General features: G+C 46.1%; 23 protein-coding genes and 1 tRNA gene. 15 read left to right on the forward strand and 9 right to left on the reverse strand.

Annotation, left to right across the window (positions count from 1 at the left end):
• Positions 1 to 63: 63 nt before the first annotated feature.
• The 4 genes from FD967_RS03055 to FD967_RS03070 are packed head-to-tail and all read left to right on the forward strand — an operon-like array spanning position 64 to position 4,516.
• Entirely contained in the window at positions 64 to 2,301 is a 2,238-nt protein-coding gene (locus FD967_RS03055; RefSeq protein WP_215326665.1) for a TonB-dependent receptor, read from the forward strand.
• Positions 2,301 to 3,557, forward strand: a complete 1,257-nt coding sequence (locus FD967_RS03060; protein ID WP_215326667.1) for a sialidase family protein — start codon at positions 2,301 to 2,303, stop codon at positions 3,555 to 3,557. The genes FD967_RS03055 and FD967_RS03060 overlap by 1 nt, the downstream gene beginning before the upstream one ends.
• Positions 3,557 to 4,036 carry a TlpA disulfide reductase family protein gene (locus tag FD967_RS03065; RefSeq protein WP_215326668.1) on the forward strand — a complete coding sequence of 160 codons (480 nt, stop codon included), beginning with the start codon at positions 3,557 to 3,559 and terminating at the stop codon, positions 4,034 to 4,036. Before FD967_RS03060 ends, FD967_RS03065 begins: the two co-directional genes overlap by 1 nt.
• A gap of 15 nt (positions 4,037 to 4,051) precedes the next feature.
• Positions 4,052 to 4,516: a copper chaperone PCu(A)C gene (locus FD967_RS03070; protein ID WP_215326669.1), complete on the forward strand. Its 465-nt coding sequence runs from the start codon at positions 4,052 to 4,054 to the stop codon at positions 4,514 to 4,516.
• Positions 4,517 to 4,610: 94 nt separating this feature from the next.
• Here FD967_RS03070 and ilvD read toward each other — a convergent pair whose 3' ends face one another.
• Entirely contained in the window at positions 4,611 to 6,299 is a 1,689-nt protein-coding gene (gene ilvD, locus FD967_RS03075) for a dihydroxy-acid dehydratase (RefSeq protein ID WP_215326670.1), read from the reverse strand.
• A gap of 229 nt (positions 6,300 to 6,528) precedes the next feature.
• On the opposite strand from ilvD, the gene FD967_RS03080 reads away from it, so the two are divergent.
• Together FD967_RS03080 and FD967_RS03085 are read left to right on the forward strand one after the other, a co-directional pair.
• A complete protein-coding gene (locus FD967_RS03080; RefSeq protein WP_215326671.1) occupies positions 6,529 to 7,161 on the forward strand; it encodes a response regulator transcription factor in 633 nt (210 codons plus the stop codon).
• A gap of 74 nt (positions 7,162 to 7,235) precedes the next feature.
• The gene (locus FD967_RS03085) at positions 7,236 to 8,273 is read left to right on the forward strand and encodes a hypothetical protein (RefSeq protein ID WP_215326672.1); all 1,038 of its coding nucleotides are present in this window, start codon (positions 7,236 to 7,238) and stop codon (positions 8,271 to 8,273) included.
• Positions 8,274 to 8,314: 41 nt separating this feature from the next.
• Here FD967_RS03085 and glnK read toward each other — a convergent pair whose 3' ends face one another.
• The 4 genes from glnK to trxB form a co-directional block, all read right to left on the reverse strand.
• Positions 8,315 to 8,653 (reverse strand): P-II family nitrogen regulator, encoded by a 339-nt coding sequence (glnK, locus tag FD967_RS03090; protein ID WP_015420723.1) that lies wholly within the window; start codon positions 8,651 to 8,653, stop codon positions 8,315 to 8,317.
• A gap of 51 nt (positions 8,654 to 8,704) precedes the next feature.
• On the reverse strand, positions 8,705 to 10,324 hold the full coding sequence (locus FD967_RS03095; protein WP_215326673.1) for an NAD+ synthase: 1,620 nt from the start codon (positions 10,322 to 10,324) through the stop codon (positions 8,705 to 8,707).
• 16 nt (positions 10,325 to 10,340) lie between these two features.
• Entirely contained in the window at positions 10,341 to 10,877 is a 537-nt protein-coding gene (gene ppa, locus FD967_RS03100) for an inorganic diphosphatase (protein WP_046329807.1), read from the reverse strand.
• 191 nt (positions 10,878 to 11,068) lie between these two features.
• Positions 11,069 to 12,025, reverse strand: a complete 957-nt coding sequence (gene trxB / locus FD967_RS03105; RefSeq protein WP_215326674.1) for a thioredoxin-disulfide reductase — start codon at positions 12,023 to 12,025, stop codon at positions 11,069 to 11,071.
• A gap of 39 nt (positions 12,026 to 12,064) precedes the next feature.
• Between trxB and FD967_RS03110 the strand changes: the two genes are divergently transcribed.
• From FD967_RS03110 to recQ, 5 genes are all read left to right on the forward strand, one after another.
• Complete coding sequence (locus FD967_RS03110) at positions 12,065 to 14,377, forward strand: DNA translocase FtsK (protein WP_215326675.1); 2,313 nt, start codon at positions 12,065 to 12,067, stop codon at positions 14,375 to 14,377.
• Positions 14,337 to 15,080, forward strand: coding sequence for an outer membrane lipoprotein carrier protein LolA (locus FD967_RS03115; protein ID WP_215326677.1), 744 nt, complete (start codon positions 14,337 to 14,339; stop codon positions 15,078 to 15,080). The genes FD967_RS03110 and FD967_RS03115 overlap by 41 nt, the downstream gene beginning before the upstream one ends.
• A 31-nt stretch (positions 15,081 to 15,111) precedes the next feature.
• A complete protein-coding gene (gene serS, locus FD967_RS03120) occupies positions 15,112 to 16,422 on the forward strand; it encodes a serine--tRNA ligase (RefSeq protein WP_215326678.1) in 1,311 nt (436 codons plus the stop codon).
• Positions 16,423 to 16,478: 56 nt separating this feature from the next.
• Positions 16,479 to 16,568, forward strand: a tRNA-Ser gene (locus FD967_RS03125).
• Positions 16,569 to 16,655: 87 nt separating this feature from the next.
• The gene (gene recQ, locus FD967_RS03130) at positions 16,656 to 18,497 is read left to right on the forward strand and encodes a DNA helicase RecQ (protein ID WP_215326679.1); all 1,842 of its coding nucleotides are present in this window, start codon (positions 16,656 to 16,658) and stop codon (positions 18,495 to 18,497) included.
• 4 nt (positions 18,498 to 18,501) lie between these two features.
• Here the strand turns inward: recQ and FD967_RS03135 are convergent, their stop codons facing one another.
• Positions 18,502 to 19,047, reverse strand: coding sequence for a YggT family protein (locus FD967_RS03135; protein WP_215326680.1), 546 nt, complete (start codon positions 19,045 to 19,047; stop codon positions 18,502 to 18,504).
• Here FD967_RS03135 and FD967_RS03140 point away from each other — a divergent pair, their 5' ends adjacent.
• Complete coding sequence (locus tag FD967_RS03140; protein WP_215326681.1) at positions 19,048 to 19,767, forward strand: glycosyltransferase family 2 protein; 720 nt, start codon at positions 19,048 to 19,050, stop codon at positions 19,765 to 19,767. It begins immediately after the preceding gene.
• A gap of 4 nt (positions 19,768 to 19,771) precedes the next feature.
• Here FD967_RS03140 and FD967_RS03145 read toward each other — a convergent pair whose 3' ends face one another.
• Positions 19,772 to 20,167 (reverse strand): dihydroneopterin aldolase, encoded by a 396-nt coding sequence (locus FD967_RS03145; protein ID WP_215326682.1) that lies wholly within the window; start codon positions 20,165 to 20,167, stop codon positions 19,772 to 19,774.
• A 35-nt stretch (positions 20,168 to 20,202) separates the two neighbouring features.
• A complete protein-coding gene (locus tag FD967_RS03150) occupies positions 20,203 to 21,273 on the reverse strand; it encodes an ABC transporter ATP-binding protein (RefSeq protein ID WP_215326683.1) in 1,071 nt (356 codons plus the stop codon).
• 68 nt (positions 21,274 to 21,341) lie between these two features.
• Here FD967_RS03150 and FD967_RS03155 point away from each other — a divergent pair, with 68 nt between their 5' ends.
• From FD967_RS03155 to FD967_RS03165, 3 genes are all read left to right on the forward strand, one after another.
• Positions 21,342 to 22,898, forward strand: a complete 1,557-nt coding sequence (locus tag FD967_RS03155; protein ID WP_215327149.1) for an iron ABC transporter permease — start codon at positions 21,342 to 21,344, stop codon at positions 22,896 to 22,898.
• Positions 22,899 to 22,960: 62 nt separating this feature from the next.
• A complete protein-coding gene (locus FD967_RS03160; RefSeq protein ID WP_215326684.1) occupies positions 22,961 to 24,016 on the forward strand; it encodes an extracellular solute-binding protein in 1,056 nt (351 codons plus the stop codon).
• Between the two features lie 66 nt (positions 24,017 to 24,082).
• Entirely contained in the window at positions 24,083 to 24,352 is a 270-nt protein-coding gene (locus tag FD967_RS03165; RefSeq protein ID WP_215326686.1) for a hypothetical protein, read from the forward strand.
• 11 nt (positions 24,353 to 24,363) lie between these two features.
• On the opposite strand, the gene FD967_RS03170 is transcribed toward FD967_RS03165, so the two are convergent.
• Positions 24,364 to 25,224, reverse strand: a complete 861-nt coding sequence (locus FD967_RS03170; protein ID WP_215326687.1) for a hypothetical protein — start codon at positions 25,222 to 25,224, stop codon at positions 24,364 to 24,366.
• Positions 25,225 to 25,367: the final 143 nt, after the last annotated feature.

Genomic DNA, 25,367 nt, shown 5'->3' on the forward strand with positions numbered 1-25,367 from the left:
ATAGCCTAGCTATGTAGTTGGCAACCAAATATTGTGTTGTCGTCGTATTGTATGGAGTGATAAATGTTGTTCAAACAAAAGAAAATTAGCGCATGCATTTACATGCTATGTGGATCGGTATTGATATCTAGTGGTGCTCAGGCTCAAATTGCACCACCACCTGATTACGATCAGAAATTGAAGGATTTGGTTGTGAATGCAAGTAGATCGGATACCCCCTTAGATCGCATGACTTTGAATACAACAGTTCTAACTCCAGAGGCGTTAGAACTCTCTCCTGATCAGACGCCAGATCAGATTCTAAAGAATGTACCAAGTGTATTTTTAAATGATCAGCCTTACTATGAGAAAGATCCAACAGGTCAAAGTATTAATGTTCGTGGCTTAGGAAATGCCAGAACATTGGTTTTGATTGATGGTGCTCCCGCATTAGATCCATTCTATGGAACCGTGCAGTGGAATCAAATCCCTATGTCTTCGGTTGAAAGTATTGAATTAGTTCGTGGCGGGGTCTCGAGTCTTTGGGGTAATTATGGTATGGGTGGCGTGATCAACGTTAATACAAAGAAAATATCGAACAGTAGAAATGAGGCTTCGGTTAGTTATGGATCGTATGGGACAGGTAATGTAGCAGTTTCAAAAGATGTTGCACTTTCTGACTCATTTAAGCTTAGATTTTCTGCTGACTATTTCAGTACTGATGGATATAGAAATCCAGCCACTATTTCACCAGCTACCCTTTGGCCAAATACAAAAAGGTTGCCCAACGTGGCAAGTGCGCAGCAGGCTCCTCTGCAGCCCGGCATGTCAAATGCAAGTGCACAAAATTCCAATGTGCGAATGCAGGGTGAGATGAAGTTCAGCCAAAATACAGATGGTTTTTTTAGGGCTGGCTATAGCACTATGGCTGACTTAAGTTCAAACTATGCGTTTGCAACAAATTTAATTCAACAAACCAATTTGGCAGCAGGAACAACTACAAGACTGGACATTGACAAAAAAATTACAGTTACTGGTTTTTATCAAAACGAAGTATTTAATAAAAATAACGGCGCCACTACCTCAAGTGGATCCAATCCGGCAATTGGCACCCCTTATATATCCTCTAATTATCAGGATCCCTCGACAACTGGAGGTGGTTCGGTTCAGTTTACCCATGATATTAAGCAGGCTTTAGTGGAGCAATATATTTTGGCGGTGGATGCCAGAACTATTTCCGCATCAAATTTAGCCAATACATTGGCAACCTCGAATACCAGCACCACACAAATCGGACAGTCGAATATTGGTGTTAGTTTTGCCAAAGGAACTCAAAATTTTTATGGCTTAATGGGGCAGGTCAAGACAACATCAGACATTCCAGTTCAAGCTACCCTATCAGCGCGTGTTGATCAGTATCAAAGTAGCGTGCCGACTTACTATACTGCAGGGGCAAATGGTTCCAACCCAAGTTTTGTGAATACACCAAATATTGCAGTAACTAAATTTAGCCCAAACTTAGGCCTGCTCTATAAAGCTACGAATAATTTAAACTTCCGCGCTTCCGCATACCAAGCTTTTCATGCCCCTGGCATGAACAATATGTTGCGTAGCTACGGCTCTCCTGGTAAGTCTTATAGTTTTGCAAACCCTAATTTGACCCCTGAAAACATGACAGGATATGAAGTTGGTAGCGACTACAGGTGGAATTCTGGATTTATTCAAGTGACTGGATTTAACAACACCATTAAAAATGCCGTTTATGCAGCAACGCTTGATCAAAATTCAGCTGCTTATTTGGCATTTTGCCCAGTAGGTTCTGCATGTAATGGAACATCCGCGTCCTCGTATTCCAATAACCAAAATACCCAAAGCCAAGGTCTGGAATTTCAGGCTCATCATGATATCAATGAGAAATGGTCTGCTGATGCTGGGTATACCTATACTCGGGCCTATGTTATTTGGAATGCAGCAAGTGTTGCAGCCGCCCTTAATCCATTGAATACACAGCTCGGTGGTGTTCCTCAGAATATGGGTAATGCTGCCTTGACTTACTACCCAGTTCCAAGAGCGAGTCTAACGGCCAATGTTCGATATATTGGAAATTCTTGGATGGATCCGGCGCACTCCCTGCCCGTGCCAGCCTATGCAATTATTGGTATGCGAGCAAACTATGAGATAACCCCGCAAGTATCAATCAATGCCTCCGTAGTCAATTTACTCAATCGACAATACATTACATTCGGCTCCGGTACTTCTCAGACCAGTTATACGATGGGGATGCCACAGGCTATTACCGTTGGCGCGCGTATCATCTTCTAATGAGATCTGCACATAAAATTTTATTGCATACAACTCTCGCCAAGATTTTTTTTGCGGGTGTCTCGATGTATTGTGGATATGCATGGGCTCAAATGGATCACTCTTCCCACTCTGGGATGAGTGCGCCTGCTAAGCCTTCTTCATCATGCAAGGGGTCGGGTTTAGATTGCGCGAATTCTGCAACGCCATTTTTAGGTAAGGATGGTAAGTTGCTTCTGGCATGGACTGGTGGCGGATTTGTTTCAGTTGCTAAATCTGATGATTTAGGAAAGACGTTTACATCCCCTATAGTTATTGCGGAGCATGGAAAATCTCTGGACGCTGGTAGCGATGCTCGCCCACAAATCGTTTCTGATTCCAAAGGTAATATATTTCTGGCTTATGCATTTTTCAAAGATGGTAATTGGAATGCACAGATCAATACGACCCGCTCTTCTGACGGCGGTCTCAGTTTTACGACCCCCATGCCGCTGATCAAAAATGGTTCTAGCGAGCGCTTTCCTTCGATGGTGATTGGTAAAGATGACTCCATATTCTTGGCTTGGATTGATAAACGTTTGGTTGCTCATGCGAAGAAGACGGGTAATCCGCGTCTTGGTGGATCCATCGCTTACTCATTTTCAAATGATGCTGGGAAAACGTTTCAGCCTGAGAAAATAGCTAATGAACAGAGTTGTGAATGCTGTCGTATAGGTTCTAGTATTGATCCAAAGGGTGGGGTAGCCATTGTTTATCGAGCTATTTTCCCTGGCGGTATACGTGATCACGCAACGCAGTTAATTAATGAATCCTCGTTCGGAAAAATTCGCAGAGTCTCTAAAGACGAATGGAAGACTGATGCTTGCCCTCACCATGGCCCTGCGATTGCAGTTTCTAGTGCTGGAAAAATGCATGTGGCTTGGTTTACCCAGGGAGCTGCTCGATCTGGAGTGTTCTATGCCAACTCTAGTAATCAGAGCGAAACCTACTCACCTCCAATTAGAATTGGAGGTGAGTATGAGAATGTTTCGCGCCCTTATCTCCTCGCTCAGGATAAGTCCATTTGGTTGGTTTGGAAGGGGTTTGATGGGGTAAAGACATCTGTGTACCTTAAGCAATCACCGGATGATGGTGTTACATGGTCTCAGGCAACCTTGATTGCGCAGACAAGTGCTTATTCAGATCATCCTTTGTTAATCAGCAACGGGGGCGATGTCTTTTTATCTTGGCTAACCCGAGCCGATGGCTATCAAGTCATTAAACTAAACGGCAAATAATGAAAAAACTACTTCTGACCCTTTCTCTATTGTTGCTGACGATGAATTATGTCTTTGCAGATGTAGCAAATATTCAGGCGTATCAAAAGGGTGAGTGGAGCTCTTTGTTAAAGAAAAATGCTGGCCAAGCAGTGGCCGTTCATTTTTGGGGCGTCACTTGTGGGCCTTGCGCAAAGGAAATGCCTCAATGGGGTAAGTTTCTCTCCGCTGATAAAAGTGCTAAGGTGATATTCATTCAGGTTGATGAAGTACCCCTCGAAGCGACTAAAAAAATGTTAGCTAAGGCCGGCTTAGATAAGGCTTCCAGCTATTACATAAATACTCCCTTCGATGATTATTTTCGCCATGAAATTGATCCGCAGTGGCGTGGTGAAACTCCAATGACTTTGTTGATTGATAAAAATGGAAGGATAGTCCGGAAAACAGGGCCGATAAATTTTGTTGAGTTAAAGAAGTGGTTCGCTAAAGGTGTTTATTAATTTAAGGAGAGTAATTTGAAAAATATTGTGATTGGTTTAATTTCTTTGTCTGCGGCAGCATTTACTGCTGGAGCCTATGCTCAAAACGCAAAAGTGGGCTCTCTGCAAATTGAGAATGCTTATACACGTTCAACTGTGCCGGGCCAAATGGCTGCTGGTGGTTTTATGAAGATCGAAAACAAAGGCGGCGTGGATTTATTGGTATCAGCTAGCTCTCCAGTAGCTGGCGAGGTCCAATTGCATGAAATGGCGATGGAAGGCAATGTCATGAAAATGCGTCAGGTAAAAGATATCCCTGTGCCAGCAGGTGGTGCCGTTGAATTAAAGCCGGGTGGTATGCATTTGATGTTCATGAACATCAAGGCGCCATTGACTGCAGGCGAAACTGTTCCAGTTAAGCTCAAGTTTGCTAAAGCGGGTGAGGTGGAAGTGAAGATGCCTGTGAATGCTATGGGTAATTCTGGAGCTATGAAGCACTAAGTACATAGTTTTTTGCATTCAGCTTCGGCATTAAAAAAGCCCCTAGTTTTACTTAGGGGCTTTTGTTTTGATGCTTTGGATTTATTGCTTATAGTTAATCCAAATTGAGATCGGTTACTGCGCCTTTACTTGCAGTGCTCGCAAGGTGAGCATACTTAGCAAGTAAGCCACGGGTGTAGCGTGGCTTGGGCTGTACCCAAGTAGCACGGCGCTTCGCAATCTCTTCATCGCTCACATTGAGTTGAATGAGTAACTTGTGGGCATCGATCGTTACAGAGTCACCTTCATGAATCAGTGCAATCACGCCACCCACAAAAGCTTCAGGAGCCACATGACCTACAACCATGCCCCAAGTGCCGCCAGAGAAGCGGCCATCGGTGATGAGGCCGACTGTCTCGCCTAAGCCCTGACCAACGAGGGCAGAGGTAGGAGCAAGCATCTCACGCATGCCGGGACCTCCTTTAGGGCCTTCATAACGAATAATCACAACATCGCCATCCTTGATTTTCTGCGCCATGATGGCGGCCATTGCATCATCTTCAGAATCAAATACACGAGCAGGGCCAGTAATAGATGGATTCTTCAGGCCAGTAATTTTGGCAACGCAACCTTCAGGAGAGATATTGCCCTTGAGGATTGCCAAGTGACCCTGTTTATAAAGCGGAGTGTCTAGAGTGCGAATCACTTTTTGATCGGCACGCGGTACGGATGGAACATCTTTTAATGTTTCTGTAATCGTTTTACCAGTGATGGTCATGCAGTCGCCATGCAAGAGTCCGCCATCTAACAAGATCTTCATCACTTGCGGAATGCCGCCGGCTTGGTGCAGGTCAGTTGCTAAATACTGGCCAGATGGTTTCATATCCACGATAACGGGAACGCGCTTACGAATGCGCTCAAAGTCATCAATCGTCCAATCAATTTCAGCGGCACTAGTGATCGCTAGAAAATGTAGAACTGCATTAGTCGAGCCACCAACTGCCATGATGACACTCACTGCGTTCTCAATGGATTTCTTGGTAATGATGTCGCGTGGACGTAAATTATTTTTAATTGCTTCGACCAACACAATGGCTGATTCATGAGCGCTAGTGACTTTCTCAGCATCGACGTTTGCCATCGTAGATGAGTAAGGCAGGCTCATACCCAAAGCTTCGAATGAGGAGCTCATAGTGTTGGCGGTATACATACCTCCGCAGGAGCCGCTACCTGGGCAAGCATTTTGCTCAACACCCTTCAGATCTTCTTCGTTAAGGCGCCCTGAGGTAAATTCACCAACCGCTTCAAATGCAGAAACAATATTGAGCTCTTTGCCTTTGTAATGACCAGGCTTAATTGTCCCGCCATAAACGTAAATTGCTGGTACGTTGGTGCGTGCAATCGCCATCATTCCGCCTGGCATGTTTTTATCGCAGCCACCAATGACTAGAACGCCATCCTGCCATAAACCATTTACACAAACTTCAATGCTATCGGCAATCACTTCACGAGAGACGAGAGAATATTTCATACCCTCAGTGCCCATGCCGATGCCATCTGAGACGGTCGGAGTACCAAACATTTGCGCCTTCGCACCTGCTTCCTCTAGTGCGCTTACTGCTGCATCGGCTAGTTTCTGTAAACCACTATTACATGGGGTAATGGTGGAATGGCCATTAGCCACGCCAACCATTGGCTTAACAAAATCCTTCTCTTCATAGCCCATCGCGTAATACATTGAGCGATTGGGTGCGCGAGCAACCCCTTCGGTGACATTGCGCGAGCGTTCATTGAGGCGTTTCATACTGATATTGACTCCAGAAAAGAATTTGTCGAAAAGCTCTATTGTGCCGTGATACAAGGCGGAACGCAGGGGTTTATGCAGTCATTCCCATGCCCTTGTTCTGCATTGCAACAAAGAGATTGGTCTATTGTATTTCTTGATCCAGTCTTATTATTAGCTTAAAAGCTAATATCCTTGGTAAAAAAGCTGCGGTACATTGCTTCATCAATTACTTTTTCTTATAAATTCAATGACTAAAGTTGGCCATATCTACCTAATTGACGATGATGAGTCGATACGTACCTCCTTAGGCAGAATGCTCAAGGATGTCGGTTATATCGTGGAAGAGTTCTCCTCCGCAGTCTCATTTTTAGAGCATTCAGTGCCAGTAGCGCCTGCTGTCATCTTGCTCGATATGCAAATGCCAGATTTGACTGGGTTAGATTTACAGGAAAAATTAGTCCAACTAGGTCGTAAAACCCCCATTGTGTTTGTCAGCGGTCAGAGTCATCCCCATCAAATTGTTACAAGTCTCAAACGTGGCGCTGTAGATTTCCTCTTTAAGCCCTTTAATTTGGAGGATTTATTAAAGGCAGTTGCAGATGCCCTTGAGTTTGATAGACGTCAGCTCAAGCGGGTTTCTAAGGAGGTGGAAACTAAGAAGGACTTCGCAACCCTTACTCCTAGAGAGAAGGAAGTCTGCTTTTGGTTGGTGAAAGGGTTGCTCAATAAGGATATTGCTGTTAAGTTGGGTACAACTGATGCCACAATCAAGGTTCATAAGGCTAGAGTAATGGACAAGATGAGCGTGGATTCAGTGCAATTATTAGTTGCAAAGTACCTTGAATCCGATTTAGAAAACCTCCAGAATGCTAGCTCTTGAGCTAATTTCCCTGTAGCTAAATTAGCACTAAAATGGGGCAATATTTTGATATATAAAACACTTAAATCATTTTTGTGAATACCAACTCTAACCTTCCTGACATTCGACAAGAGGCTTTTATCAAGGCTCGCGAAAAGCTGAGCTTAACTACTAAAGATCTCGGTGGAATGGCATGTCTATCTACTCGCCAAATTGAGCAGATTGAAAACGGTGGAACCAGCTCCTTCTACAGCGCCCAAATTAAAGCAACTGCTGCCAAGAAGGTAGCCAAGTTGCTTCAGTTAAGTGATGAAGAGGCGTTTGATTTCGGCGCAACTGCACCTGAGACATCAAGCGCAGTCCAGTTACCAATTGCAGAAGTTAAATTAGCAGATGCTCCAAAGATTGAGGGGGCCCAAAAAGAGTCTTCTAAAAAGGTGGAAGCAAAAATAGATGCCGTCCAAACTCAAGAGCAGCTGCAAGAGAGACAGCTGCCTGTAGAAGAGGAAAACGATCAGGCAAAAGAAGTGCCCTTGAATCAAGTCATCTCAAAGCCAAAATCGACTTCACAAAAGAAGCTTTTTCTTTGGTTGAGCGTGGCTGCTGCTGCAGCATTTGCAGTGGTCAATTTAAAGCCTTTATTTTTCTCAGAAAAACCAGCAGAAATCGTCCTTGTAAAAGAAGAAATCGTTGAGCCTGTTCCAGCGGCGGCGCCAGCAGAGCCAGTACCAGCAGCTCAAGCATCCTCTGTAGCAGTAGTGGTGCCGCCAACTTCCATTGCCAGTACTGAAGCCGCGGTAGCCTGCCCTGCTGAAGAGGGGATTATTAGCTACAAAACAGATACACCACGCAAAGCAGCCGATATGGTTTATGTACAGGTGAAATCAAAGCAAGTGGTTTGTGTGAGCGATGCTTCTGGGAAGATGCAAAACAAGATTATTGAGCCTAGCACGGGGGCATCTTTTTATGGCAAACCTCCGTTCAAAATTCTCACTAATGGTCTTGCTCAGGCTGACGTGTTTTTTCAGGGCGCAAAAGTGCGCCTGACAAACCTGAATTACAAAACTTTAATATTAGAAGCCTCTGAAGTAGCCGTTCCGTCTGTAGATCGGATAGATCCTCAGCTGCGCTAACTCTCGGAAGAGTTAGCGAGTTAGCGCATCAAATTTGGTGCTTAAACAGCTGAATCGTTAGTTTCGCCAGTGCGAATACGAATGGCCTGTTCGATTGGGCTAACAAAAATCTTGCCATCACCAATCTTGCCTGTACGTGCCGCTTTAGTAATGGCTTCGATTGCTGAATCTACGCGGTCATCGGCAACAACCACTTCTACTTTTACTTTGGGCAAAAAGTCGACTACATACTCTGCGCCACGATAGAGCTCAGTGTGACCTTTTTGGCGACCAAAGCCTTTAACTTCGGTAACAGTCAGTCCAGTAACACCTACTTCAGCTAAGGCTTCACGAACTTCGTCAAGTTTGAACGGCTTAATAATGGATGTGATTAGCTTCATATATTCCCCTTAATACAGTAATCATACCTAGAACTGAAAACCAATGCCCGGTTACGCCCTAAATTGGGAAGTAATGGGGTAGCGCCAATCACGCCCAAAGGCTCGAGTGGTGACTCGCACGCCAGGAGGTGCTTGGCGACGTTTGTACTCATTGAGCTTAATGAGGCGGGTTACTTTTTCTACGCTTTCAGGATCAAACCCGGCAGCAATGATTTGGGCGATGGATTGGTTTTGCTCCATGTAGCGCTCGACGATGCCATCCAATACTTCATATGATGGCAGGCTGTCTTGATCGGTCTGATCGGGGCGCAATTCTGCAGAAGGGGCGCGAGTCAAGATCCGCTCTGGAATAATTAGGGTAATACTATTGCGATAAGCGCACAAGCGATAGACCAAAGTTTTAGCAATATCTTTAATGACCGCAAAGCCACCAGCCATATCTCCGTATAGGGTGCAATAACCAACAGCCATTTCACTCTTGTTACCGGTTGTTAAAACTAGTCGACCTGTTTTATTGGAGAGCGCCATTAAGAGAGTGCCTCGCACTCGCGCCTGAATATTTTCTTCAGTAGCATCGAGTTTGAGACCTTTAAATTGTTCAGCCAAGGCATGCTCCAAAGCATCAACAGGTTCACTAATTGGGATCTCATCATATTGAACGCCTAGATTCTGGGCCATTTTTCTGGCATCAATCCAGGAGATGTCGGCGGTATAGCGTGAAGCCATCATGACGGTGCGCACTTTATCTGCACCCAATGCATCTACTGCTATTGCCAACACCAATGCAGAATCAACTCCACCCGAGAGGCCAATAATGACTCCCGGAAAACGATTCTTTTGAACATAGTCACGCACACCTAGAACAAGTGCCTGGTAAGCCTGAGCTTCCACACTGGATGGAGTAACCATTGTTCCTGGCTCTAAATCAGCAGATGCACTGACATATACATAGCCAAGAGCAGTCTCAAACTGCGGCATGGTCATCACTACTTTGCCTGCACTATTTAAGGCAAATGAACCACCATCAAAAACCAGCTCATCTTGGCCGCCGACTGCGTTTACATAAACCAATGGCATCTTGCTTAGGGCGATTTGTTGACGCAGCACCTCAATGCGTAAAGCTTCTTTTTGAAGGTGATAAGGCGAGGCGTTTAAAACTAGGAGCACTTGGGCGCCAGCTGCATGAGCCTGTTTTGCTGGACCTGCATGCCATGCATCTTCACAAAGAATAACCCCGTACTGAATGCCTGCATTTTCAAAGACGCAGGCGTCTTGACCTGGCGTGAAATAACGTACCTCATCAAACACTTCATGATTAGGCAGCTCTTGTTTGGCATAGCCGGCGATGATCTCCCCATCACGGATAACGGAGGCATAGTTTTGTAAACCAGCGGCAGTTTTCTTAGGGTGGCCAACGATGACAGTCAGCCCCGGAAATTTCTGGAGCTCCAGCATTAAACAACTGAGCTCTCGATCTGCTGCCTCAATAAAGGCTGGGCGTAATAGCAAATCTTCTGGAGGGTAGCCAGTGAGCGAGAGCTCTGGCGTGAGAACTACTGTGGCGCCTTGTGCATAAGCATCTGCGGCGGCTTGAGAGATGAGCTGCGCGTTGCCAGGCAAATCACCCAAAAGAGGGTTGATTTGCGCTAGGGCGATTTTTTGCGAGCTCACTCCAATGACTACTTAATTACTTCTGTGACTTGGCGTAACCTTCGATGCCGTCCAAAATTTCTTTATGGGCACCAGCAACACCAGTCCAACCTTTAACTTTTACCCACTTACCTTTTTCGAGATCCTTATAGTGCTCGAAGAAGTGTTGGATTTGGGCGAGAAGTAATTCGTTTACATCTTCAGGTTTTTGTAAATGCTTGTAGATCGGCAAAATCTTGTCTTCTGGGACGGCTAACAGCTTAGCGTCTTGCCCGCCTTCATCCTCCATCTCTAGCATGCCGATAGCACGGCAGCTCACCACTGAGCCTGGAACCAATGCAAATGGAGTAATGACGAGGACGTCTACCGGATCGCCGTCACCTGCAACCGTTTTAGGGATGTAGCCGTAGTTACATGGGTAGTGCATTGCGGTACCCATGAAGCGATCTACGAAGAGGCAGCCAGTTTCTTTATCTACTTCATACTTCACCGGATCCGCATTCATTGGGATCTCAATAATGACGTTGAATGATTCTGGAATTTTCTTACCTGGGCTGACCTTGTCGTAACTCATAAATACTCCGGTTGGTGATTAATGGATACCTAGATATTAGCAAAGAGGTGTCATTGCGCATATTTTAAAGCTTTCCGGGGCCCTCTAAAGACCTGTAATTACTCAATTGAGTGAGTTAAACCACTGCGGAGTGCGTTGGAATGAAAACGCCCAGCAAGGCCGGGCGCTATCTTGCCTTAGTTAAGTCGCCATTAATCCAAAGTCTCCAAGTAACGCTGGGCATCTAATGCAGCCATGCATCCAGTACCTGCACTAGTAATCGCTTGACGGTAAATGTGGTCCTGCACATCGCCTGCTGCAAATACGCCAGGGATGTTGGTAGCAGTAGCATTGCCTTCCAACCCAGAGTGTGTCTTGATGTAGCCATTATTCATATCGAGCTGACCAATAAATAACTCGGTATTGGGTTTATGGCCAATTGCAATAAAGGCGCCAGTTACGGCGATATCTTCTGTGCTGCCATCAGCTTTCTTAATGCGTACACCAGTGACACCTTTTTCATCGCCCAAGACTTCGTCGAGTGTGGAGTTCAATTTGAGCTCAACTTTGCCTTCAGCGACTTTGGCCATAAGGCGGTCATTGAGAATTGGCTCTGCGCGGAATTTATCGCGACGATGAATCACGGTAACTTTTTTAGCGATCCCTGTAAGGTAGAGCGCCTCTTCAACAGCAGTATTACCACCACCGACTACGCACACATCTTGATTGCGATAAAAGAATCCATCACAAGTCGCGCATCCAGAAACGCCACGACCCATAAATGCTTCCTCACTTGGAAGGCCAATGTATTGAGCAGAAGCGCCTGTGGAAATAATCAAGGCATCACAGGTGTAAGTTCCCGAGTCACCAACCAAGCGGATCGGCTTTTCAGTCAGAGCGGCAGTGTGAATATGATCAAAGATGATGTTGGTGTTAAACCGTTCAGCATGCTTTAAAAAGCGATCCATGAGCTCTGGGCCTTGGACGCCATCTGGGTCAGCCGGCCAGTTTTCTACATCCGTAGTGGTCATTAACTGGCCTCCTTGTGCCAGGCCGGTGACGAGGGTGGGGCTCAAATTGGCTCGAGCTGCATATACTGCGGCTGTGTAGCCAGCAGGGCCTGAACCGAGGATGAGGACTTTGGAGTGTTTTAGGGTATTTGTAGTCATATTCAAATTATAGGATTGCTTGATTACAATCGGTAGAACATGGCTAGAACCGCATACCCGAAGTCCAAAACTCCTTTAAACCTCCAGCCCCCTGAGAATCAAGGGCAGGGTAGGATGCCCCGCCTCCTTTCAGAAGTCCGTTGGTTTATCTCCCTTGGCCTTTGTTTGGGTTTATTAGCTATTTTGGTGACTTATTCCAAGGCGGATCCAGCTTGGTCGCATGCCAGCTTTGAGGCTCCTAAGAACCTGGGTGGGCGTTTTGGAGCCTATTTGGCCGACTTAATGCTCTATATCTTCGGCATTTCTGCATTTTGGTGGGTCGTACTCTTTGGCCGCCGTGTTCTGACTGGTTGGCGTGAACTTTGGAGCATTCCTCTTCCTTCGGATCCAGATGCCAAGCCAGATTCCCTATTGGTGCGTTGGTTGGGCTTTGGGCTGACTTTATTGAGCAGTATGGGTCTTGAGTCTATTCGCATGCATTCGCTTACCTGGGAGCTTCCTAGGCCTCCTGGCGGTATTTTGGGTGAGCTAATGGGTGATCCCTTGCAGATGACTCTGGGTTTTACGGGATCCACCCTAGTGTTGCTATTTACTCTGTGTGCTGGCTTGTCTTTATTTCTTCACTTTTCTTGGTTAGATGTTGCTGAAAGAGTAGGGCGCTCGCTTGAGCTTGCATACAACCGTTTACGTGAGCGTCGCGATAGCGAAGAAGATCGTAAATTAGGCGAAGTGGCTGCTGAAGAGCGCGAAGAGTTTGTTGAAGAGTTTCGTGGGCGGGTGGAAATTGCTAAGCCGGTACAGATTGTTCGTGCCCCTATAGAAATTCCGAAGAGCGCCCGCGTTGAGCGTGAAAAACAGCAGCCACTATTTGTGGATATTCCGGATTCAGAATTGCCGCCTTTGGCTCTACTAGATCCCGTACCAGAAGTAAAAGAAACAATTTCAGCAGATGTCTTGGAATTTACTTCTCGCTTAATTGAGCGCAAGTTGGCCGAGTTCAACGTAGAAGTGAAGGTCATTGCAGCCTATCCAGGTCCGGTGGTAACTCGTTACGAAATTGATCCTGCTGTTGGTGTAAAGGGTAGTCAGATTGTCAATCTCTCACGTGACTTAGCGCGCTCGCTAGGCGTGGTGAGTATGCGAGTAGTGGAAACGATCCCAGGCAAGACATGCATGGCTTTGGAGTTGCCGAATCCAACGCGTCAATCGGTTTACCTCTCTGAGATTTTGAGTTCACAGGTTTATAACGATAGTCACTCCAACTTGACTTTATCTTTAGGTAAAGACATTTCCGGTAGTCCAATCGTTGCTGACTTGGCGAAGATGCCGCATTGCTTAGTTGCTGGTACCACTGGTGCCGGTAAGTCCGTTGGTATCAACGCCATGATTCTCTCCATTCTCTTCAAGGCGAAGCCTGATGAAGTGCGTCTGATCATGATTGATCCGAAGATGCTCGAGATGGCAATGTACGACAAGATTCCACATCTCTTATGTCCAGTAGTGACTGACATGAAGCAAGCGTATAACGCTCTCAATTGGGCTGTAAATGAGATGGAGCGTCGCTACAAGCTGATGAGTAAGTTTGGCGTACGTAACCTTGCTGGCTTCAATAAAAAAATCTTAGAGGCTGAAGAAAAAGGTGAGAAGCTCACCAATCCATTTAGTTTGACTCCCGATGATCCGGAGCCAATTTATAAAGCACCAGTGATTGTTATCGTGATTGATGAGTTGGCTGACTTGATGATGGTCTCTGGCAAGAAGATCGAGGAGTTAATTGCTCGCATTGCTCAAAAAGCGCGTGCCGCAGGTATTCATTTGGTCCTGGCAACTCAACGCCCTAGTGTGGATGTGATTACCGGCCTGATCAAGGCTAACGTACCAACTCGTATTTCATTCCAGGTGAGCAGCAAGATCGATAGTCGTACGATTTTGGATCAACAGGGTGCTGAGGCTCTGCTGGGTATGGGTGACATGCTCTATATGGCGCCAGGTACCGGCTTACCGGTTCGCGTCCATGGCGCCTTTGTTTCTGATGACGAGGTTCATCGTGTGGTCGAGTGGCTCAAGGAGAAGGGTGAGGCTAATTACATTGACGGTGTTCTAGAGGGTGCTGACGAATCGACTATCGATGCACTGACTGGTGAAGGCGGTGGCGAAGCTGATCCTTTGTATGACCAAGCAGTAGCTATTGTTTTGGAAAACAAGCGTCCATCGATCTCTTTAGTACAGCGTCACTTGCGCATTGGTTATAACCGCGCAGCTCGCTTACTTGAGGATATGGAAAAAGCTGGTTTAGTTTCCAAGATGGGTAATGGCGGTAATCGCGAAATCCTCCATCGTCCTTCCGAATAAGGCCATCCCCTTGCGCAGATTTTTCTCAGTAGCAACAGCAATCTTTATTAGCATTGCATCCTCTTCACTTTCAAGTCCCGTACTTGCTGAAGGCGAAAGTGGTGCGGAGCAATTGCGTCAGTTTGTGCGTAATTCAAAAACTGCGGATGGTGAGTTTGTACAGCAGCAGTTGCGCGCACCCAAAGCTAATGAGCCCCAAGACAAAGGTTTAAAAGTGGTTCGCCAAACCCAGGGACGTTTTGTATTTCAGCGCCCAGGTCGATTTATTTGGGATACCCAAAAGCCGTATGAGCAAAAATTGATTGCCGATGGCAAGCAACTCATCATGTGGGACAAAGATTTAAATCAAGCTACTTTCAGGCCTGCAGGTCAGGCTTTAGCAACCACTCCTGCTGCAATCCTATTTGGGGAGACTTCTTTAGACCAGCATTTTGATTTGGTTGAGGCTGAAGATCGTCTGGGTATGAAATGGGTTGCTTTGGCGCCCAAGAAAATCCCCAATGCAAAAAATGGCAATGACTTGCCGTACACCAAGATCTCAGTCGGGATGGCTAATGGCCTACCCAAAGCGCTAGAGCTGATTGATGGCTTAGGCAGTGTGGTTTTGGTCACGCTGGATAAGATCCAGCTCAACGTCGATCTCCCTGCTAATCGCTTTACCTTTGTGCCACCTGCTGGCGCAGAAGTCTTACGCTTAAACTAACGTACATACCCATTAACTAATAGAGCATTACATGATTGATCCGCAATTACTCCGTAAAGATATCGCAGCCGTTGCTGCCCGTTTAGCTACTCGTAAATTCCAACTCGATGTTGATAGATTCAATACATTAGAGTCCGAGCGTAAATCCTTGCAAACTCGCACTGAAGAATTGCAAGCTAAGCGTAACCAGTTGGCTAAAGCTATTGGTATGAAAAAAAGCAAAGGGGAAGACGCTGCTGCTGAGATGACTGAAGCAACGAAGATTAATGTCGATATGGAATCAGGTGCAGCGCGCTTAGCAGTTTTGCAGGCGGAGATTGCGGATTTCTTAATGGGTATTCCTAATTTGCCAGATGAAGCAGTTCCGGTAGGTAAGGACGAGGCCGAAAATACAGAAGTGAAGCGTTGGGGTGCGATTCCAGAGTTTTCATTTCCTGTGAAGGATCATGTGGATTTAGGCGCGCCACTAGGGCTGGATTTTGAATCTGCTGCAAAGATTAGTGGTTCACGCTTTGTTGTTCTAAAGGGACCTGTCGCCAGATTGCATCGTGCACTAGCGCAATTCATGATTGATCTGCATACAACTCAACATGCTTACGAAGAGCTCTACGTTCCCTTCATGGTGAATGCTGCATCTATGCGGGGCACTGGTCAGTTGCCTAAGTTCGAGGAAGACTTGTTCAAGGTCCCTCGTCAAATGGGTGGTGAAGATGGGGAAGGAGAAGCAAAAGTTGAAAACTTTTATCTCATCCCTACAGCGGAAGTACCGGTTACCAATTTAGTACGTGACACCATTACAGCGGCTGAGGAGTTGCCACTCAAATTCGTTGCTCACACCCCATGCTTTAGATCTGAAGCTGGAAGCTACGGCCGTGATGTGCGCGGCATGATCCGTCAGCACCAGTTTGAAAAAGTAGAGCTCGTACAAATTGCCAAGCCAGAAGACTCAATGCAGCTTCTTGAAGAATTAACTTCGCATGCAGAAAAAGTTTTGGAGCTACTAGAACTGCCTTATCGAAAAGTATTACTCTGTACTGGGGATATGGGCTTTGGAAGCACAAAGACCTATGACCTTGAGGTATGGATTCCATCGCAAAATGCTTATCGCGAAATTAGCTCTTGCTCCAATATGGGTGATTTCCAAGCTAGACGTATGCAGGCGAGATATAAATCTGGGCAAGGTAAGCCTGAGCTGGTTCACACCTTAAATGGTTCTGGGCTTGCGGTTGGTAGAACTGGTGTTGCTCTTTTAGAGAATTGCCAACAGGCTGACGGCAGCATCGCTATACCGAAAGCCTTACGACCTTACTTAGGTGGATTGGAAGTGCTAAAGCCTATCTAACTAAAGGCGTAAGAAATTCAAAGAGCCCCCCGAAAGCTATAATCACTATTCGGTTCGGAGAGGTGGCAGAGTGGTCGAATGTACCTGACTCGAAATCAGGCGTAGGGTCAAACCTACCGTGGGTTCGAATCCCACCCTCTCCGCCAGCCAGATTTTGTATTTGTAAATACAAAGAAGACAGTCATCAAGCCCCGCCATGACGTGGGGCTTTTTATTTCAAAGGAGTATTACTGTTGCAATCGAGTCAGCAAGTACTTCATGATGTCTTTGGCTTTGATCAATTTCGTGGTGCTCAGGAGTCTATTGTTAAGCATGTAGTAGCTGGTGGTGATGCTTTGGTCCTCATGCCCACTGGCGCCGGTAAGTCACTGTGCTACCAAATTCCCTCGCTTGTGCGCCGCGGTGTTGGGGTGGTGGTCTCGCCCCTCATTGCACTAATGCAAGACCAGGTGGATGCGCTAACTCAGTTGGGTGTTAAGGCTTCATTTCTCAACTCTAGTCTGGATGCTGTCACAGCTCAACAGGTGACCAGTCAATTGCTGGCTGGAGATCTTGACTTGATCTATGTAGCACCAGAACGCCTAATGAACTCAGGCTTTTTATCCATACTTGATCGACTTCATGCGGGACCTGGCATTGCATTATTTGCTATTGATGAAGCGCACTGCGTTTCGCAATGGGGTCATGATTTTCGTCCAGAGTATCGCCAGCTCACTGTTTTGCACGAGCGCTTTCCTAAGGTGCCTCGTATCGCATTAACGGCGACTGCGGATGCGCCAACCCGCTCAGAAATTGTGGAGCGTCTTTCATTGGAATCTGCAGAGCAGTTTGTCTCTAGCTTTGATCGCCCCAATATTAAGTATCGAGTTTTGCAAAAGCAGAGTGCTAAGCAACAGTTGGAACATTTTTTAGATGCCGAGCACGCCGATGACTCTGGCATTATTTATTGTCTATCGCGTCGCAGTGTAGAAGAGACTGCGCAATGGTTACAAGACCGCGGGTGGGATGCCATGCCATATCACGCAGGTTTAAGTGCAGAAACACGCAGCGCCAATCAAAAGCGCTTCTTGCGTGAAGAGGGTGTCATCATGGTCGCAACCGTAGCTTTTGGTATGGGTATTGATAAGCCCAACGTCCGCTTTGTAGCCCATTTAGATCTACCTAAAAGTATGGAAGGTTACTATCAAGAAACTGGACGGGCAGGGCGCGATGGCTTGCCAGCCAATGCCTGGATGGCCTACGGATTTGGAGATGTGGTGAGCTTGCGGCAAATGGTGGATTCTGGCGAAGCTTCTGAAGATCGCAAGAGAGTAGAGCGCCAAAAACTCAATGCTTTGCTGGGCTATTGCGAGTCCACGACATGCCGACATCAAACAATCCTGCGCTACTTTGGAGAGATACATGCGGGTAGCTGCGGTAATTGTGATAACTGCCTAGAACCAGTAGCGACTTGGAATGCCACACAGGAAGTGCAAAAAGCATTGTCATGTGTGTATCGCACCGGCCAACTTTTTGGTGTGACCCATTTAATTGATGTGCTGCTGGGTAAAGTGACCCCTAGAGTGAAGCAATATTTTCATGAGCAAGTGAGTACATTTGGTATTGGCGCAGAACTCAATCAGGCTCAGTGGAATAGTATCTATCGTCAATTGGTGGCTGGCGGATATTTAGATGCAGACATTGCATTGCATGGTGGCTTAAAGTTGGTGGACAGTATTGCTTTGCCTGTACTACGTGGCGAGCAAGAAGTTTGGCTGCGAAAAGAAACTGGCTATTCCAAGAGCAAGGCTACGAAGTCTGGGGCAAGGAAGGGCTCTACACATCCCTTTAGCAATATTGCAGATGAAAAGCTGTGGGAGGCACTCAAGGCTCAAAGGACTGAATTAGCACGCGAACAAGGAGTGCCGCCTTATGTCATTTTTCATGACAGCACCCTGCAGGAGATGGTGAAATCGACGCCAACCACCTTAGATCAGTTCGGTCATATTGGTGGAGTTGGGCAAGCTAAGCTAGAGCGTTATGGTGAACACTTTATCAACGTCATTCGGGAGCATCGTGAGGCTAATGAGACTTAATGAGTTACCTCAGATTGCTCACCACAATCTGGAGAACTTGCAAGATGAGCAGGAGCAGTAGGGGTGATAAATCTAGAGCTCCAAAGTTGGGCATTGCTTTTCTGATTGGCGCCAGCAGGGGCTCAACCAGTAGGGAGACCAAGTAATGAATCTGGGAACCAGCACTAACCCAAGAGAGAATCACGCTTGCAAAAACCAAGCCAACCAATCCCGAAAGTATCAGATCTACTAAATCGGTTAAAGCTAATAGAAGCCACGAGATGTTCGTTAATGTGGCCCCTGAGAGCAATAAAAGGATTGCTGTCTTGCCTGCAACCAGTAGGTAAGCGGCTAAAAAGCTGGCGACATCAAAGCGCCCAACGCTCGGGATTAGCTTGCGAAGTGGGATAACGATCCAATTGCTCAGTGGTAGCACGTATGCGCCAATAGTTCTACTTTGGCCTGAACCCAGATTAAATGCGAGCCACTGGAGATAGCATCTCAAAAGACATGCTCCCGCAACAATGCTAACGAGAACTTGGAGGAGAAGGTTGGCGATTTGTATCAACATATGCATATTGTATGGGGTTTAAAGCAGGGCTTCACTCAGGCATCACACTTTCGTGTTCTAATGCCCTGCAATATGATTACTGTCGTTATCGCCTCCTATAAGTATGGTCATCTTGCAGCGCACTGCATTGAGTCCTTGCTATCTCAAACTACAGCCCCGGCGAGAATTCTATTTGTCGATGATGGGGCACATGACTGTAGCCACTTACCCAACTTATATCCCGATATTGAATATATTCTCAGACCACAGAATTTAGGTACTGTGGATAACTTCCATGATGTACTAATGAGAGTCAGTACGGAATACGTTCTTTTCATTGGCGCTGACAATTGGCTCAGGTCGGATGCAATTGAGATGCTATCTAGCGCCCGAGCGGATATTGTTACTTATGACATCGTGGTTACTGGTGAGTTAAAAGAAGAGATTCATGATCGTGTTCCTGGCGAGACTAGATCTCATCAAGGTGATCTCTACTGGGATCGAGAAGGGAAGCACCATGGTTCGATGATGTATCGAACCTCTCTGGGTCAGCAGGTGGGTTACAAGGAAAGATATGCCGATGGCATTCATCCGCAAGAGGATTGGAATCTTTGGGATAGGATGCGCGAGCAGGGTGCTTCAGTAGTCAGTCTGAACGAAGGCCTTTTGTACTACAGAAGACATCGTGAAAATTTTCTCAAGTATGACCATCTCGTCGATGCTCTTGAGGAAGAGGCTTAAACGTCTAAGCTAGTGTTGTTCTTATACCAGTTAGGCTGCTTTCATCAAGGTATAGCTTGACCCCCAATACACCTGAGCTCTCCCGCACAGGAGTTTTCCTGAGGCTAATTTCTAGAGATTCAATTTCCGAATAGCGAGCGCAGGCCTCAACTACCCTGGTGACTAATCTTTCTTGAGTCTCGTAATGCCCATCGGCAGCTAAGCGATCAATTTCAAGGATGAGGGGATCGTAGTCGAACACCTGAGTCATGAGATCTTCTGAAATCAAAATCAGTTTATTGCTGATCCATAAAGTCAGATTCAGTAGATGTTGATCAGGGATAGAAGCGCCGGGTGCATAGGTCCCAATTTGGGTATTTAGTCGGAGATCTTTTAATTCTATACAAGCTGTTGATGTCATGAGTTATTTTTCGATTGCTCTTGTATAGTGCTTATTTATTCGCTGAAGGTCACAACGTGATCAGCCACCAGGTGTATACCAATCTTTTCACCAATCGCATGATCATGGTGGCTAGGTACAAAAGCAAAAATTTCAACACCTGAAGCGAGCTTGAGGGTATACAAGAAGTCAGCCCCTCTAAAAGTCTTGCGTACAACCTCTGCTAACAAGGTACTGTGATCATCATGCTGAATATCATCAGCGCGCAAAAGTACATCGATTTCTTTTCCAACTTCAGCGCTGCGATCTTCTTCCAGGTCGAGCTCACCTAACTCAATTCTGACTTTATTGTTAGCTTGGACAACGCCTTTCAGAAATACCCCGCGACCAATAAAATCGGCAATATAGCGATTAGCTGGCTTGTGATACAGCTCGTAAGGGACATCCCACTGTAGTACTTTGCCATCCGTCATGACACCGATCTTATCGGCAATGGCAAAGGCTTCATATTGATCGTGCGTAACCAACAGGGCGGTAATATTGTTTGACTTGAGGATTTCTCTCATCTCACCTGCAAGACGCTCTCTAAGCTCAATATCTAAGCTAGAGAAGGGCTCATCTAGCAAAATTAAATCTGGTTCCGGTGCCATTGCCCTGGCTAGTGCCACACGCTGTTGTTGGCCGCCACTGAGCTCATGAGGATATGCATCGGCTTTATCGGATAGCGAAACCCGCTTAAGCCACTCCATGGCCACTACAGATCTTTCACTACTGGATAGATGTTGCAAGCCAAAGGCAATGTTCTCTAAAACATTGAGATGGGGGAATAGGGCGAAGTCCTGAAAGACCATGCCAACTTTCCTTTGATTGGGTTGGAGATGAGTGGAGGCCGAGCTCACCACCTGATCACGTAGGACGATATTTCCTGCTTTAACGGGTTCAAACCCACAAATTGCTCTCAAGACGGTGGATTTTCCGCAGCCAGATGAGCCCAATAAACAGCCAATCTCGCCTTGAGCAAGAGCGAGATTCAGGTCTTTAACCGCAGTAACGCGACCTTGGCCATCTCGACTGGGGTAGTCGATTTCCAGTTCTTGGATCGAAAGCAGAGTGCGAGCAGAGTTCATCTCTATAATTTTCTCATTAATGCTAGTGGTTTAATACATAGCTAGAGTCTAAACGGATTGCCGATTTGATGAATCGTATTGTGGTGCCACTTGCCCTGTTGTTATTTTTGCCCCTCTTTGGCCTGGCAGCACCTTTCCTATTCCCCGGGAAGGAATTATTAGCTACGGGTACCCTCAGTCACTTATGGAACTTTGTACTGGGCGGCTATATTGCCTCTACCTTAGTGCTTATTTTTGGTGTCGGAGTGGGAGTCTTTATTCTTGGGGTGGGCAATGCTTGGATTATTGCCAGCTATGATTTTCCAGGGAAGAAAATATTTGAGTGGTCCCTCATTCTGCCTTTGGCAGTACCCACTTATGTCATGGCCTACCTCTTTGTTGATCTCTTGCAGTTTTCGGGACCGATACAGAGCACGCTGCGCGCTGTACTAGGAGTCGATGCGCTCTGGTTCTTCCCAGATCCGAGGTCCTTGAGTGGGGCTATTTGGTCTTTTTCATTCTGCCTCTTTCCTTATGTTTATCTCATTACTCGTACAGCATTCTTAGAGCGCAGTGGTCGATTGATTGAGGTTTCAGAAACGCTAGGCTACAGTCCACTTCAAGGTTTTGTGAAATTGGTATTGCCCATGGCAAGGCCAGCCATCTTCGCGGGTATGGCTTTGGCACTCATGGAGGTGTTGGCCGATTTTGGCGCTGTCTCTTACTTTGGCGTTCAGACTTTTGCAACTGGCATCTTTAAGGCTTGGCTCTCATTTGGAGATCGAGTGGCGGCAGTGCAGCTTGCCTTAGGCCTCTTAAGCTTCGTGTTACTTATTTTCTTTATCGAGCAAAGTAGTCGATCAAAATTACGTTATGCCTCTGCAACTCGAGGTAAGTCACTCGCGAAGTCTTTGCAAGGCAAGAAAGCTTTTTTTGCATTTGCATTTTGTGGCGCTACGCTCTTGTGCGGATTTCTGATACCTGCATTTGCACTCCTGCAATTATTAATCAAGCAAGGCCTCACGATTGATATTCGTTATCTAGATTGGCTGAGTAATTCTCTTTCAGTTTCGATTTTGACAGCACTGATCTCTGTAGCGCTGGCCGTATTCTTTGCTTACTCCGTGCGAATGAATGCACGCTTAAGTTGGGTTAATAGATTACTGGGTTTTGGCTATGCTTTACCTGGTGCAGTTTTAGCCATTGGCATCCTCTCTTTTCTAGAAATCTTTCAGCTTGCTTGGTGGATGTCTGCCAGCATGTTAGTACTGATCTATGCATACCTAGTCCGCTTTCTTTCTTCTAGTTTGCAGAGTGTAGAAGCGGGTCTGGCGCGTATTACGCCCTCAATGGATGCTTCAGCGGCGCTCTTGGGGCTTTCTAGAATGCAGATTTTGAAGCGGGTTCATGTGCCCTTGCTCAAGCGTAGCCTGATTACTGCAGGCCTCTTTGTCTTTGTCGATGTCATGAAAGAGTTGCCTGCAACGCTTTTATTGCGCCCATTTAACTTTGACACCTTGGCTGTCGCAACCTTTCAGCTGGCTGCAGATGAGCGTCTTGCTGAACTGGCATTACCTTCCTTAACCATTGTTTTGGTTGGGCTTTTTCCAGTCCTGCTGCTATCAAGGGTCATTTCCAAGTCCTAATTGATAATCATTCGTATTTATGATACATTGGATTGAATCTAATTCTGATCGTAAATACAGCAATGGCAAACCCACTAATAAGAAAATTCCTAAGTAACTTTGGATTGTTGTTGAGCGTTTTTCTGGCTTTGCCCTTGCAGGCTCAGGAAGCGAAAGAACTCAATCTCTACTCAGCCCGTCACTATCAAACTGATGAGGCGCTCTACAGTGACTTCACCAAAAAGACGGGCATCAAGATCAACCGTATTGAGGCTGATGACAATGCTTTGGCCGAAAGGCTAAAGAGTGAGGGCGCCAATAGTCCGGCAGATGTGATTTTGATGGTGGATGCAGCTCGATTGTGGCGCGCTCAAATTGATGGCTTCTTTAAGCCAATACAGTCAAAGTATTTAGAGAGCCGTATCCCAGCAAACTTGCGTTCTCAGTTGGGGCCAGAGGGATCAGCTTGGTTTGGCTTTTCAACCAGAGCACGTCTGGTGGTTTACAACAAAGCAAAAATAAATCCACAAGAAGTTGACACTTATGAAAAGTTAGCGGAGCCCATGAATAAGGGTAAGGTGTGTACGCGTTCAGGTGCCCATCCCTATATGTTGTCATTAATTGGCGCCATGATTGAACGTCGTGGCGAGCTTGCTACTGAGGAGTGGGCAAAGGGTATGGTGGCTAATATGGCTCATCCTCCTAGAGGCGGAGATACCGATCAAATCAAGGCGGTAGCCTCAGGCGAATGCGGCGTAGCTTTAACCAATTCTTATTACTTGGTCAGACTCTTACGCTCGACTAAGCCAGAAGACCAGGCCATTGTTTCTAAGATTGGATTTATTTGGCCAAATCAGCAGACAACTGGCGCACACATCAATATTGCAGGGGGCGGGGTTGCTAAAAGTGCGCCACATCCACAGGCTGCAAAACAATTTCTTGAATACTTGGCAAGTGATTCTGCGCAAGAGTATTTTGCAAATGGCAATAACGAGTGGCCTGTAGTGAAGTCAGTCAAAATTGATAATGAAGGCCTCAAAATGTTGGGCCTATTCAAGGCAGAAAATATCTCTATTGCGGCGATTGGCAAGAACCAAATCGCTGCTCAACGCTTACTTGATCGTGTTGGGTACAAGTGAGATCTATTTGCTAGACCCCCAAAATCGCTAGAATGAGTTCATTGCTTAAAAGATCTGGATTTCAACATGAAAATTATCTCGGGTACTTTGGTGCTTGCTGTCTCAATGACCATGTTGGCTTGCGCAACACCCCCAAGCGAGTTTGGAGTCTATCGACAGTCCGATGGAACGGTTGGGGTACATGCCCCTAAATCCGCCAAAGATACTGAGGCTCAAGCAGTCGCAGCAGAGGAGTGTAAAAAACTAGGAAAGCGAAGCGCTACTGTTGTCGAAACTCGTAAAACAGTGAACGACCGCTTTCCTATGACTTACATTTTTGCGTGTAATACCTATTAGGTAATAACTGCTTAGCTCAGCAGCCATTTCTTAATCGATTTATTAACGCACATTGCATCTAAAGCTAAGCCAAAGAACTCTGAACCATTGGTAACCATGCTTTCAATGGCCTCAACCTTGCCAGATTTCACGCCACGCAAATAAGTAGCTGCACGATAGCGTAGGAAGTGCTCATTTGCACCTTCTTCGTTATCAGTAGAGCAAATCTCAAGGCTGCCATAACGAGTTTCTGGATTGATATTCAAAATAGAGAGGCCTAATGCGCCAATCAGCTTTTCTGGAACGGAAATAGGAACGTAAGAGTAGAGAGAAACTAACTGCTCCTGTTCGTCGACTTCAATAATATGGTCAACATCGAACACATCTTTCTCTGTCAACTCTGTCTCACCAGAATCGCCACCGCCAAAGGTAGACTCAAACTGCAACATTGCAGTATTGCTATCTTTAGAGATTTCGATCATGTCAGGATAGCCAAGTAAGCCTTTCCACCAATACATTAGCGAGAAGGTGCATGGCTTTACTTCAACCAAACCCTTATTGGTCGATTTGGCAAAGTACAGGCCGTAGAATTCATCATCTTCTTCGAGTCCGTACTGATCGACTTTGAGTTTCTTAGGTGCAGCTGCCTTAGAGGATTTCTTGGTAGCTTTCTTTGGGGCTGGCTTTTTGGCTGCCGGCTTCTTCGCCGCTACTTTCTTAACCACCTTTTTAGCCACTGGCTTTTTGCTTACTGTTTTTTTCACTACCTTTTTAACGGCCTTTTTGGCTGCCACTTTCTTAGTGGTCACTTTTTTAACGGCTTTCTTTGCAGGGGCTTTTTTTACCACCTTGGTAGCTACTTTCTTTTTTGCTGGAGACTTCTTTGTAGCCATGGTCTATTGCCCTTCCTATTGGTAGTTAATGTGCTTAATGCACCTTTGATCTTACTTCAGATCTTTCCACTTTTGCTGATACTGATATGGGGATTTACCTTGCAACATCAAGGCTGAATTTCCAATTGATTTAAGCCTCAACA

Origin of the sequence: Polynucleobacter sp. JS-Mosq-20-D10 (assembly GCF_018687755.1) — a bacterium.
Taxonomy (GTDB): domain Bacteria; phylum Pseudomonadota; class Gammaproteobacteria; order Burkholderiales; family Burkholderiaceae; genus Polynucleobacter.